Source organism: Streptomyces sp. NPDC005374 (assembly GCF_042872225.1).
Taxonomy (GTDB): Bacteria; Actinomycetota; Actinomycetes; order Streptomycetales; family Streptomycetaceae; genus Streptomyces.
This window is the reverse complement of sequence record NZ_JBIAKA010000005.1, coordinates 151,831-166,316: the sequence shown is the minus strand read 5'-3', so window position 1 is coordinate 166,316 and position 14,486 is coordinate 151,831. Positions and strand designations below refer to the sequence as shown.

General features: G+C 70.9%; 13 protein-coding genes and 1 pseudogene. 6 read left to right on the top strand and 8 right to left on the bottom strand.

The window, feature by feature from the left end:
- Positions 1-16 precede the first annotated feature (16 nt).
- Positions 17-1,000: a helix-turn-helix domain-containing protein gene (locus ACFYRX_RS14520; protein WP_389099386.1), complete on the bottom strand. Its 984-nt coding sequence runs from the start codon at positions 998-1,000 to the stop codon at positions 17-19.
- A gap of 193 nt (positions 1,001-1,193) precedes the next feature.
- Here ACFYRX_RS14520 and ACFYRX_RS14515 point away from each other — a divergent pair, with 193 nt between their 5' ends.
- The 3 genes and pseudogenes from ACFYRX_RS14515 to ACFYRX_RS14505 all read left to right on the top strand — a co-directional run.
- Positions 1,194-2,138 (top strand): NADP-dependent oxidoreductase, encoded by a 945-nt coding sequence (locus ACFYRX_RS14515; RefSeq protein WP_389099384.1) that lies wholly within the window; start codon positions 1,194-1,196, stop codon positions 2,136-2,138.
- A 36-nt stretch (positions 2,139-2,174) separates the two neighbouring features.
- Positions 2,175-2,675 carry a cupin domain-containing protein gene (locus tag ACFYRX_RS14510; protein ID WP_389099382.1) on the top strand — a complete coding sequence of 167 codons (501 nt, stop codon included), beginning with the start codon at positions 2,175-2,177 and terminating at the stop codon, positions 2,673-2,675.
- A gap of 33 nt (positions 2,676-2,708) precedes the next feature.
- Positions 2,709-2,831, top strand: a pseudogene (locus ACFYRX_RS14505) (DUF397 domain-containing protein); the annotation flags it as partial.
- Between the two features lie 49 nt (positions 2,832-2,880).
- Here ACFYRX_RS14505 and metG (ACFYRX_RS14500) read toward each other — a convergent pair.
- The gene (gene metG / locus ACFYRX_RS14500) at positions 2,881-4,608 is read right to left on the bottom strand and encodes a methionine--tRNA ligase (protein ID WP_389099381.1); all 1,728 of its coding nucleotides are present in this window, start codon (positions 4,606-4,608) and stop codon (positions 2,881-2,883) included.
- A gap of 135 nt (positions 4,609-4,743) precedes the next feature.
- On the opposite strand from metG (ACFYRX_RS14500), the gene ACFYRX_RS14495 reads away from it, so the two are divergent.
- A complete protein-coding gene (locus tag ACFYRX_RS14495; RefSeq protein ID WP_389099379.1) occupies positions 4,744-4,953 on the top strand; it encodes a type II toxin-antitoxin system VapB family antitoxin in 210 nt (69 codons plus the stop codon).
- Positions 4,950-5,369, top strand: coding sequence for a PIN domain nuclease (locus ACFYRX_RS14490; RefSeq protein ID WP_389099377.1), 420 nt, complete (start codon positions 4,950-4,952; stop codon positions 5,367-5,369). The genes ACFYRX_RS14495 and ACFYRX_RS14490 overlap by 4 nt, the downstream gene beginning before the upstream one ends.
- Positions 5,370-5,373: 4 nt before the next feature.
- Here the strand turns inward: ACFYRX_RS14490 and metG (ACFYRX_RS14485) are convergent, their stop codons facing one another.
- From metG (ACFYRX_RS14485) to ACFYRX_RS14465, 5 genes are all read right to left on the bottom strand, one after another.
- Positions 5,374-6,948, bottom strand: coding sequence for a methionine--tRNA ligase (gene metG, locus ACFYRX_RS14485; RefSeq protein ID WP_389099375.1), 1,575 nt, complete (start codon positions 6,946-6,948; stop codon positions 5,374-5,376).
- 86 nt (positions 6,949-7,034) lie between these two features.
- A complete protein-coding gene (locus ACFYRX_RS14480) occupies positions 7,035-8,606 on the bottom strand; it encodes a VWA domain-containing protein (RefSeq protein WP_389099373.1) in 1,572 nt (523 codons plus the stop codon).
- 170 nt (positions 8,607-8,776) lie between these two features.
- Complete coding sequence (locus ACFYRX_RS14475) at positions 8,777-10,693, bottom strand: FUSC family protein (protein WP_389099372.1); 1,917 nt, start codon at positions 10,691-10,693, stop codon at positions 8,777-8,779.
- Between the two features lie 22 nt (positions 10,694-10,715).
- Entirely contained in the window at positions 10,716-11,666 is a 951-nt protein-coding gene (locus tag ACFYRX_RS14470) for an endonuclease/exonuclease/phosphatase family protein (protein ID WP_389099370.1), read from the bottom strand.
- Between the two features lie 10 nt (positions 11,667-11,676).
- Entirely contained in the window at positions 11,677-12,423 is a 747-nt protein-coding gene (locus tag ACFYRX_RS14465; protein WP_389099368.1) for an alpha/beta fold hydrolase, read from the bottom strand.
- A 74-nt stretch (positions 12,424-12,497) separates the two neighbouring features.
- On the opposite strand from ACFYRX_RS14465, the gene ACFYRX_RS14460 reads away from it, so the two are divergent.
- On the top strand, positions 12,498-13,841 hold the full coding sequence (locus ACFYRX_RS14460; RefSeq protein ID WP_389099367.1) for a PLP-dependent aminotransferase family protein: 1,344 nt from the start codon (positions 12,498-12,500) through the stop codon (positions 13,839-13,841).
- Here ACFYRX_RS14460 and ACFYRX_RS14455 read toward each other — a convergent pair.
- Positions 13,820-14,440 carry an HAD family acid phosphatase gene (locus ACFYRX_RS14455; RefSeq protein ID WP_389099365.1) on the bottom strand — a complete coding sequence of 207 codons (621 nt, stop codon included), beginning with the start codon at positions 14,438-14,440 and terminating at the stop codon, positions 13,820-13,822. The two genes, ACFYRX_RS14460 and ACFYRX_RS14455, sit on opposite strands and share 22 nt — an antisense overlap.
- Between the last annotated feature and the right edge of the window lie 46 nt (positions 14,441-14,486).

Below are 14,486 nucleotides of genomic sequence, written 5' to 3'. Positions count from 1 at the left end.
CAGGCTTCGGTGATTGTTATGTCAGGCGGCGTGCGAATTGTGCTGGTGTTGCGCGGTATTGCTTCTTGAAAGCGCGGATGAAGTGGCTGCTGTCGGTGAAGTGCCAGAGCGCGGCGGCCTCGGAGACGGTGAGCCGTGTCCCGGAGGCGGTGAGTGCCTGGGCCGCTTCCTCCAGGCGTCGGCGGCGGATGTAGGCGCTGAACGACTCGTCCAGACTCGCGAAGGCTCGCTGCAGGGTACGGACGGAGACGTGCAGTTGCGCGGCGACCGTGGCCGGCGACAACTCGGCGTCGGTGAGCCGGGCATCGGCGAGATCCTTGGCCGCTTGCGCCAGCGCCGGGGTGAAGGTGGGCTCGCGGTCGTCGAAGCGGTCGAGGACCAGCCCTTTGGCGAGTTCGAGCAGGGCGTTGCGGGACGCGTGCGCGCCCGCCGGGCCGAGACCGCTCATGGTCCGCCGCACCATGGTGGTGTGTGCCATGAGGATCTGCGCCGCGGGTGAGGTGGCCTGGCCGGTGCGTGGATTCCCGGCGACCAGGGGCCGCAGGGCGTCGCCGGGAAAGATGAAGATGCGGGTGCCGATCACGGGCGTGGTGTGGAAGTGGTTCTCCGTCACGACGTGGTGCATGAAGTAGGTGCCGGCCGAGACGTACGCGTCACCGCCCTGATCGTGCGGGTCCTGCAGGGCCACCGCGCCGCGCAGCCCGACGTACAACCTGATCTCATCGTGCTCGTGGGTCCCGACCGCCCGGGTGCTCACGGGTGAGGACGCCCAGAGTTCGTTGACGGCGGTGTCTTCCAGCGTCAGCGAGCACATCGTTCCCTGGAAGCCTTCGACCGTGGAAGCGCTGAACTCCGGCAGGGGGTACCGGTCCCCCATACGGTCGTTCCAGGTGTCGATGAACGGCTCCCACGTTCCCCGACCGGTGCCGGTGGAGCCGGCGTCGACGTGGAACGTGCCCACCTTGCTGGTCGGCCCAAGTAATCGCGGCCTGCTCGTCATGTGCTCTCCGCCCCCCCATGAGGATGTCGCCGGAATCCCATTCCGTGTCGCGAAGGTACACCCGTTCTACGTACACCTGTTCCTACGCTGGGTGACGCTTCAACCTCCCCAACGATCTACCGCCTGTCCTGCGTCTTGACCACGCGCGCGGCGCAGGGCGACCGCGACACCGCGGGCGAAAGTGAGAAGAACTATGAAGGCAGTGCGTTTCCACCAGTACGGTGACCCCGACGTCCTGCGTCACGAGGACGTGGAGCAGCCGGTTCCCGGCGCCGGGCAGGTGCGGGTCCGTGTCGCGGCGACGTCGTTCAACCCGGTCGACGCCAACATCCGCGCCGGCTTCATGCAGGGGCCGATCCCTGTGACCCTGCCGCACACACCCGGCATCGACGTCGCCGGCTCGGTCGACGCGCTCGGCGAGGGCGTGACCGGCATCCAGGTCGGGGACCAGGTCATCGGCTTCCTTCCGATGGCGGGACCCGGCGCCGCCGCGGAGTACGTCCTGGCACCGGCGGAGGCCCTGACGCCCGCGCCCAAGAGCGTCGCGCTGGCCGACGCGGCCGCGCTCCCGCTGGTGGGCCTGACCGCGTGGCAGGCACTGTTCGAGCACGCCAAGTTGACCGCCGGGCAGCGCGTGCTGATCAACGGCGCGGGCGGAGCGGTCGGCGGCTACGCCGTGCAGTTGGCCAAGCAGGCCGGCGCCCATGTGATCGCCACGGCCGGCCCGCGCAGCAGTCTGAGTGTCACGGCGGCGGGCGCGGACGAGGTCGTCGACCACACGGCCGCCGACGTCGTCGCGGCGGTGAGCCGGCCGGTCGACGTCGTGCTCAACCTCGCGCCGGTCGAACCCGCGCAACTGGCCGCGCTCCTCGGCCTGATCAGCCCCGGCGGTGTCCTGGTGAACACCACCGTGTGGATGCCCGCGCCCACCGACGAGGAGCGCGGCGTACGCGGCATCGACCTGTTCGTCCGCAGCGACGCGGAGCAGCTGTCGCACCTGGTGGAGCTGGTCGACCGCGGCGAGCTGCGCGTCGAGGTCGCCCGGCGGGTGCCGCTGGCCGAGCTGCCGGCCCTGCACGCCGACGCCGCCGCGGGCGCACTCCCCAGCGGCAAGGTCGTCGTCACGCCCGACGCCTGACGCCCACCCGACGGACCTGTGAAGGAGACGACCACGATGATCCCCGACGACGATCCGTCGCGCTCGCTGACCGTGGCGAACCCCGACGACCCCGGCACGACGTACATCTCACTGGTGGGCAACACCTACGGCATGCTGGTCACCGGCGAGCAGACCGACGGCCGGTACTGCCTGATCGACATGCACATCCCCGACGGCGGCGGCCCGCCGCCGCACCGGCACGACTTCGAGGAGATGTTCACCATCCTCGAAGGCGAGATCGAGTTCACCTTCCGCGGCGAAAAACACACCGTACGGGCCGGATCCACGATCAATGTCCCGGCCAACGCACCGCACAACTTCCGCAACGCGTCGGGCGCGCCGGCCCGCATGCTGTGCATGTGCACCCCGGCCGGCCAGGACGAGTACTTCATGCGCATCGGCGATGTCGTCGCCGGCAAGGACGCACGGCCCCCGCAGCTGTCGGCCGACGAACTCGCCGAACGCCGCCGCCGGGCCGCCGAGTTGGCCTCGACCTACCGAAGCGAGTTCCTTTAGCTCGCAACCCTGGCCTTGTAGATCGTCAAGCGCCTCGCCACCACCCCCGGCACCATCCACGTCCGCGACTCCAAGCACCGCGACGCCAGTCCCCGTCTCGCGCTCGCGCCGACGACCTGGGCGGACTTCGTGACGTACGCGGCGTCGAGGGGCTGACGCCAACGGGGGCCCTGGATGATCCAGGACCCCCTTTGTTCTACGTGCCTTACGCGGCCGGTTGGCCGCCGAAGCGCTCCTTGTAGTTCTCCAGGTCCTCGTCCGTGAGCTTGGCGAAGAGGACCGGGGGGACCGTGAAGGGGGTGCCCGCGGGGACGGCGGCGAGGGCGCGGGCCTCTTCGGGGGTGATCCAGGTCGCCGTGTCGGACGGGAGGGCGAAGGCCTGGCGCATCGCTGCCGAGGTCGACGGGATGAAGGGCTCCGAGACCACCGCGTACAGGTGGATCAGGTTCATCGCCGTGCGCAGGGTCAGGGCGGCGGCGGGCTGGTCGGTCTTGATCTCCAGCCAGGGGGCCTTCTCCTCCAGGTAGGAGTTGCCCGCCGACCACAGGGCGCGCAGCGCGGCCGCCGCCTTGCGGAACTGGAGCGCCTCCATCTGGGACTCGTACTCGGCGAGCAGGCGGGCGATCTCCTCGCCCAGCTTGGTCTCCGCCTCGCCGGGCTCGCTGCCCGCCGGGACCTCGTCGCCGAAGCGCTTCTTCGAGAAGGACAGGACACGGTTGACGAAGTTGCCGAGGGTGTCGGCCAAGTCCTTGTTCACCGTCGCCGTGAAGTGCTCCCAGGTGAAGGACGAGTCGTCCGACTCGGGGGCGTTGGCAATGAGGAAGTAGCGCCAGTAGTCGGCCGGGAGGATGTCCAGGGCCTGGTCGGTGAAGACGCCGCGCTTCTGGGACGTGGAGAACTTCCCGCCGTAGTACGTCAGCCAGTTGAAGGCCTTGACGTAGTCGACCTTCTTCCACGGCTCGCGCACGCCGAGCTCGGTCGCAGGGAACATCACCGTGTGGAACGGGACGTTGTCCTTCGCCATGAACTCCGTGTAGCGGACGGGGTTCTCGCCCGTGTCCGACTCGTACCACCAGGACTTCCAGTCCCGGTTCTCCGGGTCGAGGTCCGACCATTCCTTCGTCGCGCCGATGTACTCGATCGGGGCGTCGAACCAGACGTAGAAGACCTTGCCCTCCGCCGCCAGCTCCGGCCACGTGTCGGACGGGACCGGGACGCCCCAGTCCAGGTCACGGGTGATCGCACGGTCGTGCAGGCCCTCGGTCAGCCACTTGCGGGCGATGGAGGAGGCCAGCTGCGGCCAGTCGTCCTCGTGCCGGGAGACCCACTCCTCGACCTCGTGCTGGAGCTTGGACTGGAGGAGGAAGAGGTGCTTGGTCTCCCTCACTTCGAGATCCGTGCTGCCCGAGATCGCCGAGCGCGGGTTGATCAGGTCCGTGGGGTCGAGCACGCGCGTGCAGTTCTCGCACTGGTCGCCGCGGGCCTTGTCGTAGCCGCAGTGGGGGCAGGTGCCCTCGACGTAGCGGTCCGGGAGGAAGCGGCCGTCGGTGGGCGAGTAGACCTGACGGATCGCCCGCTCCTCGATGAACCCGTTCTCGTTGAGGCGGCGCGCGAAGTGCTGGGTGATCTCGACGTTCTGCTCGCTGGAGCTGCGGCCGAAGTAGTCGAAGGCCAGCGCGAAGCCGTCGTAGACCGCCTTCTGCGCGTCGTGCGCCTGCGCGCAGAACTCGGCGACCGGGATGCCCTGCTCCTTGGCCGCGAGCTCGGCGGGGGTGCCGTGCTCGTCCGTCGCGCAGATGTAGAGGACCTCGTGGCCGCGCTGGCGGAGGTACCGGGAGTAGACGTCCGCCGGGAGCATGGACCCCACCATGTTGCCCAGGTGCTTGATCCCGTTGATGTACGGAAGGGCGCTGGTGATGAGGTGTCGAGCCATCGGGGGCTGCTCCCAGGTCGCTGCCGGCTGCGGGGCCGGGCTGTCGTACGAACTCTGAAATCGTAGTCGACCGGGACGAGCGCGGGGACCTGTAATATATCTCCGGATTGGCTCGCAGATATAAGGAGGTCCTTCGTGTCGAAGCTGCTCATCGAGGTCGACGACGAGGCTCTGGCGGAAGCCCAGCTCCTGCTCGGCACGAAGACCAAGAAGGACACCGTCAACACCGCGCTGCGGGAAGTCGCCAAGCGGCGCAGCCGGGCCATAGCGCTGGCCAAGCTCCGTGAGAGGGGGGCGCGCGGCGACTTCGACATCCTCCTGGACAAGAGGAACTACCGACGATGAGCGATGTCTCGTTTCTGGTCGACACCTCGGCCGCCGTCCGCCTGCTCAGCAGTGACGTGTACGACGAGCAGTGGGGGCAGCTGCTCGACAACGGCCTGGTCGCGCTCTGCGATCTGACCGAGTTGGAGATCCTCTTCTCCTCGCGTGGCCGAGCGGACCGTGAAGGCATCCAGGAGGAACTGCGGCAACTGTTCAGCTGGGTCCTCATGCCCGACGGCATCTACCAGCGCGCCCGCGAGGTTCAGCAGCTCCTCACCGACAACGGTGAGCACCGCTCGGCCGGGCCGGCCGACCTGCTCCTCGCCGCCACGGCCGAGCTGTCGGGTCTGACCCTGCTCCACCACGACCGGGACTTCGAGACGGTCGCCGGGCACACGGGGCAGTCGACCGCCTGGCTGGCCGAACCCGAGTCCTGAACCACTACGCGCTCGGCTTCTCCTCCAGGCGTGGGAAGAGCACCGCGCCCTTCGTGACGGTCGCGCCGGGGCGGAGCCGGCCCCACTCGGCCGCTTCCTGGATCCTCTGGTCGGCGAGGGCGCCCAGGGAGGCCTCCGCGCCGAGGGAGTCCCAGAGCCTGCGGGAGGTGTCCGGCATGACCGGGTTGAGGAGGACCGCCACCGCGCGGAGCGACTCTGCGGCCGTGTAGAGGATGGTCGCGAGGCGGCCCCGGGCCTCCGGTGAGTCGTCCTTGGCAACCTTCCACGGTTCCTGTTCCGTGAGGTAGCCGTTGACCTGCTTCACGAAGTCGAAGACCGCGAGGATGCCGCCCTGGAAGTCGAGGTCGTCGCCGATCCGGCGGTCTGCTTCGGTGACGGCCTTCGCCAGCCCGGCCCGGATCGCCTTCTCCGCGGCGCCCGCTGCGGACGTCTCGGGAAGCGTGCCGTCGAAGTACTTGCCCACCATCGCGGCCACGCGTGACGCGAGGTTGCCGTAGTCGTTCGCCAGCTCGCTCGTGTAGCGGGCCGAGAAGTCCTCCCAGGAGAACGAGCCGTCCTGGCCGAACGCGATCGCGCGCAGGAAGTACCAGCGGTACGCGTCCACGCCGAAGTGGGAGGTCAGGTCCTGCGGCTTGATGCCCGTCAGGTTCGACTTGGACATCTTCTCGCCGCCGACCATCAGCCAGCCGTTGGCCGCGATCCTGCCGGGCAGCGGGAGGCCCTGCGCCATCAGCATCGCGGGCCAGATGATCGCGTGGAAGCGGAGGATGTCCTTGCCTACGAGGTGGACGTCGGCGGGGAAGGTGTCCCCGAACTTCTCCGGGTTCTCGTTGTAGCCGACCGCCGTCGCGTAGTTCAGCAGGGCGTCGATCCACACGTAGATGACGTGCTTGTCGTCGAAGGGGACCGGGACGCCCCAGTCGAAGGTGGAGCGCGAGATGGAGAGGTCCTGGAGGCCCTGGCGTACGAAGTTCACGACCTCGTTGCGGGCCGACTCGGGCTGGACGAAGCCCGGGTTCGCCTCGTAGTGGGCGAGGAGCCGGTCGCCGTACTCGCTCAGCCTGAAGAAGTAGTTCTCCTCCTTGAGGAGCTCCACCGGCCTCTTGTGAATGGCGCACAGCTGCGTGCCGTCCCCGGCCTCGATGAGGTCGCCGGGCAGCTTGTACTCCTCGCAGCCGACGCAGTACGGGCCCTCGTAACCGCCCTTGTAGATCTCGCCCTTGTCGTGGAGATCCTGGACGAACTCCCGGACACGGTCCGTGTGCCGCTTCTCCGTGGTGCGGATGAAGTCGTCGTTCGCGATCTCCAGGTGCTCCCAGAGGGGCTTCCAGGCTTCGTCGACGAGCTTGTCCGCCCACTCCTGCGGGCTGACGCCGTTCGCCTCGGCGGTCCGCATGATCTTCTGGCCGTGCTCGTCGGTGCCGGTGAGGTACCACACCGCCTCGCCGCGCTGACGGTGCCAGCGGGTCAGTACGTCGCCTGCGACGGTCGTATAGGCGTGGCCCAGGTGAGGAGCGTCGTTGACGTAGTAGATGGGGGTGGAGACGTAGTACGTCATGGGTCGGAAGCGTACTGGCGGTACAGGGACGGGGCCCGGTGATTTTCCGGGCCCCGTGGTGGTGGTGCTGGTGGTCGTACCGGTTGCTACGGGCGCCAGTTGGCCAGGATGCCCTCGTAGATTTCCGCGTCCGTGAGTTCCTTCGGGGTCTCGCCCGCGAGGAAGTGGGACGTGTTCGCGAGCTTGAGCTTGCGGAGGTAGTCGAAGGCCTTGTTCTCCGGGTCACCGAAGGCCACGAAGGAGAAGAAGACGGTCGGGTGGGTCTTCGCCGCCTCCGTGAGGGCCTGGGTGGCGGGGGTCTTCGCGTCCGGGGCGCCGTCCGTCTGGAAGACGACCAGGGCGGGGGTGTCGGGGGCGTTCTTGGTGTGGTGCGTGAGGACTTCCTCCACGGCCGCGTGGTAGCTGGTACGGCCCATGCGGCCGAGGCCGGCGTGGAGGTCGTCGATCTTGTTCTCGTGGTCGGTGAGGGTGAGTTCGCCAGTGCCGTCGAGTTCGGTGGAGAAGAAGACGACGTGAACCTTGGCGGCCGGGTCCAGGTGGGCGGCCAGGGCGAGGGTCTGCTCACCGAGGGCCTGGGCGGAGCCGTCCTTGTAGTACGCGCGCATGCTCGCGGAGCGGTCCAGGACGAGGTAGGTGGTGGCGGTGGTGCCGGTGAGGTCATGGGTGGAGAGGGTGGTGGCGGCGGCGTCGTAGGCGGTGCGGAGGGTGGCGGGTACGGCCTTGTCGTTCCCACCCGCACCACCCGTGACGGTCTCGTCCTCGCCGTCGGCGGCCGCGAGCACGTTGTCCGCTGCCGCGGGGGTGGCCGGTTCCGGCTCCACCTCCGGCTGGGGGGCGGGGTCGGGGGTGACGTCGGCGACCGGCTCCGGCTCGGGCTCGGGTTCTGCGACGGTCTCGGGCTCCGCCTCGGGAGCGACCTCGGCGACCGGCTCCGGCGCGACCTCCGGCTCGGGGGTGGCCTCGGCGGTCGGCTCGGGAGCGGTGGCCGGCTCGGGCTCGACGATCGCTTCCGGCTCGGGAGCAGCCTCGGTCACCGGTTCAGGAACGGGCGTCGGCTCGGGCTCGACGGCCGGCTCCGGTGCGGCCTCAGCGGCCGGCTCGGGCTCGAGGGTTGCTTCCGGTTCGGGGGCGGCCTCGGTCGCCGCGTCGGGAGCGGGGGTCGATTCGGGCTCGACCTCCGGCTCCGGCTCCGGGGTGGCCTCGGCGACCGGTGCCGGTGCTTCAGCCACCGGCTCCTCTACGGCCGTGGCCTCTGCCACCGGCTCCGCTGCGGGGGCCTCGGGCTCTGCCACCGGCTCCTCGGCGGGTGCCTCGGGCGTTGCCACCGGCTCCGTTGCTGTCGGGGATTCGGCCGAAGGCGTCTGCTTCGGGACCGCCACGTTGTCGAAGGCGGCCGCGACCAGATCGTGCTCGGAATCGGTGGAGTCGGACGTGGATGTGGACGGCGTGGCGGAGCGGGGCTCCGGGACCGTTGCCTTCGCAGGAGCCGGTTCCGGCGCCGGAGCCGTGGCTGTCGGCGGAGTCGGCTCGGCCGCCGGGGACGGGAGCTTCGGTTCCGTCTCCTGCGAAGGAGTCGTCTCCGCACCCTCTGCCTCGGTGGCAGCGCCCTTGCGTGATCGGCCGCCGAACGCGTTCCGCAGGAGAGTGAGAATGCCCATGTGCGCAACCCTTCGCATGAGTTGAAGCCCGTCAATCCCTGGCCAGGACGGACACGTAAGGTTAGCGGCCCTGGATTGCGATCTTGGTCAGGGGCAGGTGGCAGGGCGCTCGGCGTCAAGGCCTGGTTCCGGACATCACTCCTGAACGCCCCGGATACGGCCCGGCGCCCCTATGTCGGTGCCGTGATCGCCCTTGCTGCTGCCACCTCTTGCCGGAGTGGTTCCAGGACGCTGCCCGCCGGGCCTGTCAGGTCTGTGCGGACCGCGTACAGGATTTCCGCCTCGCGCAAGCCGTCCGCCAGTTCCCGGAGTTGGAGCACCACTTGCTCCACCTCCGCGGCGGACGGCTGGGCCGCCCCGTGTCGTACCCGTACCCTCGCTGCCGTCGTCGCGTCGACGATGCGCTCGACCGCTACGACCAGGGGCCACCAGGCCGCCGCCCGCCGTCCGGTGGGCGGTGGTTCGGTCAGGGCTCGTTGGAACTCGGTGCGGATGGCGGACAGGTCGCGGTAGAGGCGGCGGCGGGTTCGGGCGCCCTCGCCGGAGTCGCCGAACGCCGACTCCACGTACCGTGCCGTGTCCGCCACGGCGTCCGCCAGGCGGTCGCCGACCCGCGTGTGCCAGCTCTCCGGCCACAGCAGGTAGCCCGCGACCAGGGCGATTGCGCAGCCCATCAGGGAGTCGAGGAGCCGCGGCATCAGCAGGGCCGTGCCCTGGTGGTTCAGGACGTCCGAGAGCAGGAGGATCACCGGGGTGATGGCCGCCGTCTGGTAGCCGTACCCGCGCGGGGTCAGGGAAGGGATGAGGGGGGCCAGCAGGAGCATCGCCGGTACGTCCCACCAGCCGCGGGGGACCTGTGAGAGGACCGCCGCCGCGACCACCAGGCCGGCCACCGTGCCCAGTGCTCGCAGCAGCGCCCGGGAGAACACCGAGCCGAAGTCCGGCTTGAGGACGAACGTGATCGTGAGCGCCACCCAGTAGGAGCGGGGGACGGGGACGATCGAGACCAGGGCCTGGGCGAGGCCGATGCACAGGGCGAGGCGAAGGCCGTAGCGCCAGGAGCCCGCCGACAGGGCCACGTTGCGGGCTGCGCGGGCGGCCCTGACGCCGAGCGCGGCCGGTCGGCCCAGGCGGTCGTCGACGCCGCGCGGGTCCACGTCGGGTACGGCGACGACCTCGGCGGCGTGCCGCAGGGCGTGGTCGACGGCTCGCGCGGTCTCCGACACCGGGACCGGGAGGTTCAACCCCGTCGGACCCGTGTAGCCCGTCTCCACCGCGTGCGCGAGATGCCGTACGGCCTCCGGGATCTCCGGGGCCAGGGGCGTGCCGGACAGGTGGGCCGCGGGGGCCGCCTCCACCACCGGGGTGATCGCGTTCAACTGGGCGAGCAGCCGGGTGAGTTCGGGGCTGCGGCCGTGGTGGCGGGCGCGCCGGGCGAGGACGAGGTCGTAACTCTGGTTCAGGGACTGGGTGACGGCGTGCCGTGCCTCGTCGTAGCGCGGGCGGCCGCAGGCCTCCATCAGGTCGGCCACCGTCCGGTAGGTGCGGGCGACCGCCGCCCGTTCCGGCACTCCGGACCTGAGCGGCCAGGCGAGGAGGGCGAGCAGCAGGACGAGCAGGCCGCCGCCGGTCATCAGCAGCGGGGCCAGCCACCAGTCGCCCGGCATGGGCAGGCCCGCGCCCACCACGGAGTTCAGCAGCAGGAGCAGGCCCGAGACCGAGGCCACCGCGCCGATCGTCGAGATCATCCCGGAGACCAGCGCCACGCAGGTGACGGCGACGACCGCGACCCAGCCGTGGCCGAACACCAGCGAACCGAGGGTCACGCCGATCGCGCCGAACACCTGGGGGATCGCGATGTTGAGGAGCCGCATGCGGTAGGCGTCGGCGGTGTCGCCGATGACCCCGGACAGGGCGCCCATGGAGGCGAGGGCGCCGTACGCGGGCTGGTCGAGCGAGAGTCCGATCGCCAGCGGGAGGGTCATCGCGAGGGCGGCGCGGGCCACGGCGGGGCGGTTGACGGGCGTCTGCTGGGACTGGAGGTTCCGGACCAGCCAGTCGGGCGGGGTGAGGCCGATGCGGGACATGGGCTCATTATCGGCGCCCGGGTCATCCGGTCTTGTGCAGCGTGATGTCGACGAGGAGGGCACGGTGGTCGGTGTCCGGCAGGTTCAGGAAGCGGGCGTCGCTCGCCGAGAAGTCCGCCGAGACCAGCACGTGGTCGATCTGCGCACCGATCGCCGGGGCCGTGCGGGCGGGCCAGGTCGGGGTGCGGTCGGAGCCGGCGAGGCGGGCCGCGTCGCGCAGGCCGGCGTCGAGGATCGCGCGGAAGGCCGCGTGGTCCTGGGAGGCGTTGAAGTCGCCGGCCAGGACGGTGGGCGTCTTGTCCACGGCAGCCGCGAAGCCACGTAGCTTCCCCAACTCACGGCGCCATACGTCCAGTTGGCCGGGGAGTGGGGGCATCGGGTGGGCGAGTTGCAGTCGTACGGGGTGGCCGTGCACGTCGGCGACGGCTCCGGGCATGCCCATGGTGCTCCCGGGGATTCCGGCGGCGGGCTTCAGGGGGAAGCGGCTGAGGATGACGGACCCCGTCGAACCGCTCCCCTCCACGGACCGCCGGTACGGGTAGTCCCCGGAGAGGGACCTACGCAGGGTCGCCGAGCAGCCGTACTCGCACTCCTCCGCGAACACGACGTCCGGTTTCTCGCGGCGTACGGCGGCGACGAGGGCGTCGGTGGCCCGGCCGAACTCGACGTTCGAGGTGAGGACTCTGAAGGAGGCGAGAGCCCGGCCGTCCGGTTCGCCGCCCGTCCCGTAGGGCGCGATGCACCACGCCAGCAGTCCGAGGACCAGGGCCGCCCAGAGCGTCCCGGGCCACCAGCGGGTGAGTAGCGCGAGGGCGAGGCCGAGTCCGGCGGGCGCGAGCAGCCATGGCAGGAAGGCCAGGAGCTGGGGGACGGGGGTGATGCCGTCCGTGTCGGCGAGCCGGCAGCCGACGACCGCGCTCACGGCGGCGAAGAGCAGGGCTGCGGTCCAGATGCCGAGGCGCCGTCGGGTCACCGTGCCGAGCCTACGAGCGGGCGTCGGCCTTCGCCAGGAACTTCCCGAGCACCGTGTTGAACTCCGCCGGCTGTTCGAGGTTCGGCAGGTGCGCCGCGCCGGCGAACACGTGCAGCTCCGACTCGGGGAGCGCCGCGTGCATCGCCTCCGCGTCGGCGACCGGCGTGTAGGTGTCGTCGGCTCCCACGGCCACCAGCGCCGGGACGGTGACGCGGGTCAGCAGGTCGCGGTAGTCGGGGCGGGCGGCACGGGCGCGCAGGGCCGCGGCGGCGGCCTCCGGGCGAGTGGCCGTCATCATGCCGTGGACGTGCGCCTTGACCTCGGAGGAGGCGTACGGCGCGACCATCTTCTCCAACACCTCGTCGGCGTATCCGCGCATGCCCTCGCGCAGCAGCCGGTCCGCCATCGCGTGCCGGAACCGCATGCCCTCGGGGGTCTCCAGCGCCGCGAACGTGTCGGCGAGGACCAGGCCCCGGATACGGCCGGGGAACCGCCCGTAGCAGTCCATGACGATCTGGCCGCCCATGGACAGCCCCGCCAACACGCACTGTTCGACGCCGAGTTCGTCCAGCAGCGCCTCGATGTCCCGGGCGTACTGCCCGAACTCCGTGACGGGGGACGTGAGCGGGCCGGTGCCGTAGCCGCGCAGGTCGGGGGCGATCACCTGGCGGGAGGCGGAGAAGGCCTCGATCTGCGGGTGCCACATCGTGTGGTCGAAGGGGTGGCCGTGGACCAGGACCAGCGGAAGTGCCGTCATGTCGTCGACCCTAGGTCGGTCTTTCGGCTCGGGGCAATAAGATCTTTGCCCTCGGTGCAATCACAGGGGGACCCGTGCACGACTACCGGCGCATCGCCGACCGCATAGCCGCCGACATCAGCGCCGGACGGCTCCGACCCGGCGAACGCCTGCCCCCGCAAAGGAAGTTCGCCCGCCGGCACGGGATCGCCGCGTCGACGGCGGAACGGGCGTACGGCGAACTCGTACGGCGGGGGCTGGTCGTCGGCGAGGTCGGACGCGGCACCTTCGTCCGTACGACCCCGCCCGTGCGGCCCGGCAGGGGGCTCATCGAGGACGCGGGGGCGGCCGTCAACCTGGAGCTCAACTACCCGTCCGTCGAAGGCCAGTCCGAGCTCCTCGCCGCCACGCTCGCGCCCCTGCTGCGCCCCGACGTCCTGGCCGAGGCCCTCCGCCCGGCCGCCGCCGACGGCACCCCGGCCGCCCGGGAGGCCACGGCCGCCCTTCTCACCACCCCCGGCTGGCGCCCCGGCCCGGACCGGATCCTCTTCACGGGCAACGCCCGCCAGTCCGTCGCCGCCGCCCTCGCCTCCCTGGTGCGGCCGGGCGGCCGGGTCGGGGTCGAGGAGCTGACGTATCCCGTGGTCGTGGAGATCGCGGCGCGGCTCGGCATCACGCTGGTGCCGCTGGCCACCGACGAGGACGGACTGCGCCCGGACGCGGTCGTGGCCGCGCACCGCACGGCTCCCCTGTCGGCCCTCTATGTGCAGCCGACCCTGCACAATCCGACCTCGGTGACGACCAGCCCCGAGCGCAGACATCAACTCGCCGACGCGGTCAGCGACTTGGACCTGCCCGTCGTGGAGGACCGCATCTGGTCGTTCCTCGCGGAGACCGACGACCCGCTCGCGGCCCACGCCCCGGGTCTCGTCCATGTCGTCGACGGTCTCTCCAAGCGGGTCGCGCCCGGGCTCACCGTCGGCTTCCTCGTCGTACCGCCCTCGCGGGTGCAGGCGGTGGCGGACGCCGTCCGCTCCGGCGGGTGGGGTGCGGGCCGGTTCGCGCTGGAGGCGGCGACCGGGTGGATGACGGACGGGACCGTGGCGCGGCTGGTCCGGGCAAAGCGGGCCGACGCGGCGCACCGACAGCGGGTGCTGGCCCGGTGCCTGGCCGGGTTCGCCGTACGGTCCGATCCGCGTGCCTACTACGCCTGGTGGCAACTCCCCGCGCCCTGGCGGTCGGAGACCTTCACGGCCGCCGCGGCGGCGCTCGGCATCGCGGTCTCGCCCGGCCCCTCCTTCGCGGTCGACCCCGGCCGCACCCCGGACGCGGTACGGCTCGGGCTCGCCTCGGCTCCCCCGGCGGACCTGGAGCGGGCGCTGCGCACGCTCGCCGAGCTCGCCTCGCGGGGCGCGGGTCAGTCCAGCAGGCCGTCGTAGTCGGGCAGTTTGTACGTCGCGTCGGCGTAACCGCCCGTGAGGTCGGTGGTGTTGTTGCCGATGTTCGCGAGGATGTCGTAGCCGTTCGCCTCGATCGCCTTGCGCTGCGAGGTCTTGAAGTCCGCGACGGACTCCGTCACCAGCTGTGCGACGGTCCGCGCGTACAGCCCGTCGACCGGGTAACCGACCTTCGTCAGGTTCGACGTGGTCACCGAGTCGAACAGGTTGCTGCGGGCGCTGATGAAGAAGACGCTGACGCCCTTCGCATGGGCGTCCTGGGCCAGGGCGAGGACCGGTGGGGTGGCGGGGGTGCTGGTGCCGACGCCCTCGAAGTGGCTCTCCAGCGAGGTGTTGTCGATGTCGAGCACGATCGCCTGCCGGGCACCCGAGGTGTTCGCTGCGGCCCGCCCGTCGACGTAGGTCTGCGCGGGGCCGGTGACGGCGGCCACGTCGGACAGCCACTGGGCCTCGGTGACGGTCGAGTCGGCGGCCTGGGCGGGCAGGGCGGCGGCGAGCGACAGAGCGAGGGCGGACACGACGGCTGTGGCGCCGAGGCGCGCGGTGGGACCCACGGTGGGACTCGTGGTGGGACGGATCATCGGGGGGTTCTCCTTGGGTGACGGCAGCCGCCGGCTCCGTGCCGGC

What these genes read in the sequence shown, in the direction of transcription:
- ACFYRX_RS14520 (WP_389099386.1), bottom strand. Translation starts at nt 1,000, where the DNA reads ATGACGAGCAGGCCGCGATTACTTGGGCCGACCAGCAAGGTGGGCACG.
- ACFYRX_RS14515 (WP_389099384.1), top strand. Translation starts at nt 1,194, where the DNA reads ATGAAGGCAGTGCGTTTCCACCAGTACGGTGACCCCGACGTCCTGCGT.
- ACFYRX_RS14510 (WP_389099382.1), top strand. Translation starts at nt 2,175, where the DNA reads ATGATCCCCGACGACGATCCGTCGCGCTCGCTGACCGTGGCGAACCCC.
- metG (WP_389099381.1), bottom strand. Translation starts at nt 4,608, where the DNA reads ATGGCTCGACACCTCATCACCAGCGCCCTTCCGTACATCAACGGGATC.
- ACFYRX_RS14490 (WP_389099377.1), top strand. Translation starts at nt 4,950, where the DNA reads ATGAGCGATGTCTCGTTTCTGGTCGACACCTCGGCCGCCGTCCGCCTG.
- metG (WP_389099375.1), bottom strand. Translation starts at nt 6,948, where the DNA reads ATGACGTACTACGTCTCCACCCCCATCTACTACGTCAACGACGCTCCT.
- ACFYRX_RS14480 (WP_389099373.1), bottom strand. Translation starts at nt 8,606, where the DNA reads ATGGGCATTCTCACTCTCCTGCGGAACGCGTTCGGCGGCCGATCACGC.
- ACFYRX_RS14475 (WP_389099372.1), bottom strand. Translation starts at nt 10,693, where the DNA reads ATGTCCCGCATCGGCCTCACCCCGCCCGACTGGCTGGTCCGGAACCTC.
- ACFYRX_RS14465 (WP_389099368.1), bottom strand. Translation starts at nt 12,423, where the DNA reads ATGACGGCACTTCCGCTGGTCCTGGTCCACGGCCACCCCTTCGACCAC.
- ACFYRX_RS14455 (WP_389099365.1), bottom strand. Translation starts at nt 14,440, where the DNA reads ATGATCCGTCCCACCACGAGTCCCACCGTGGGTCCCACCGCGCGCCTC.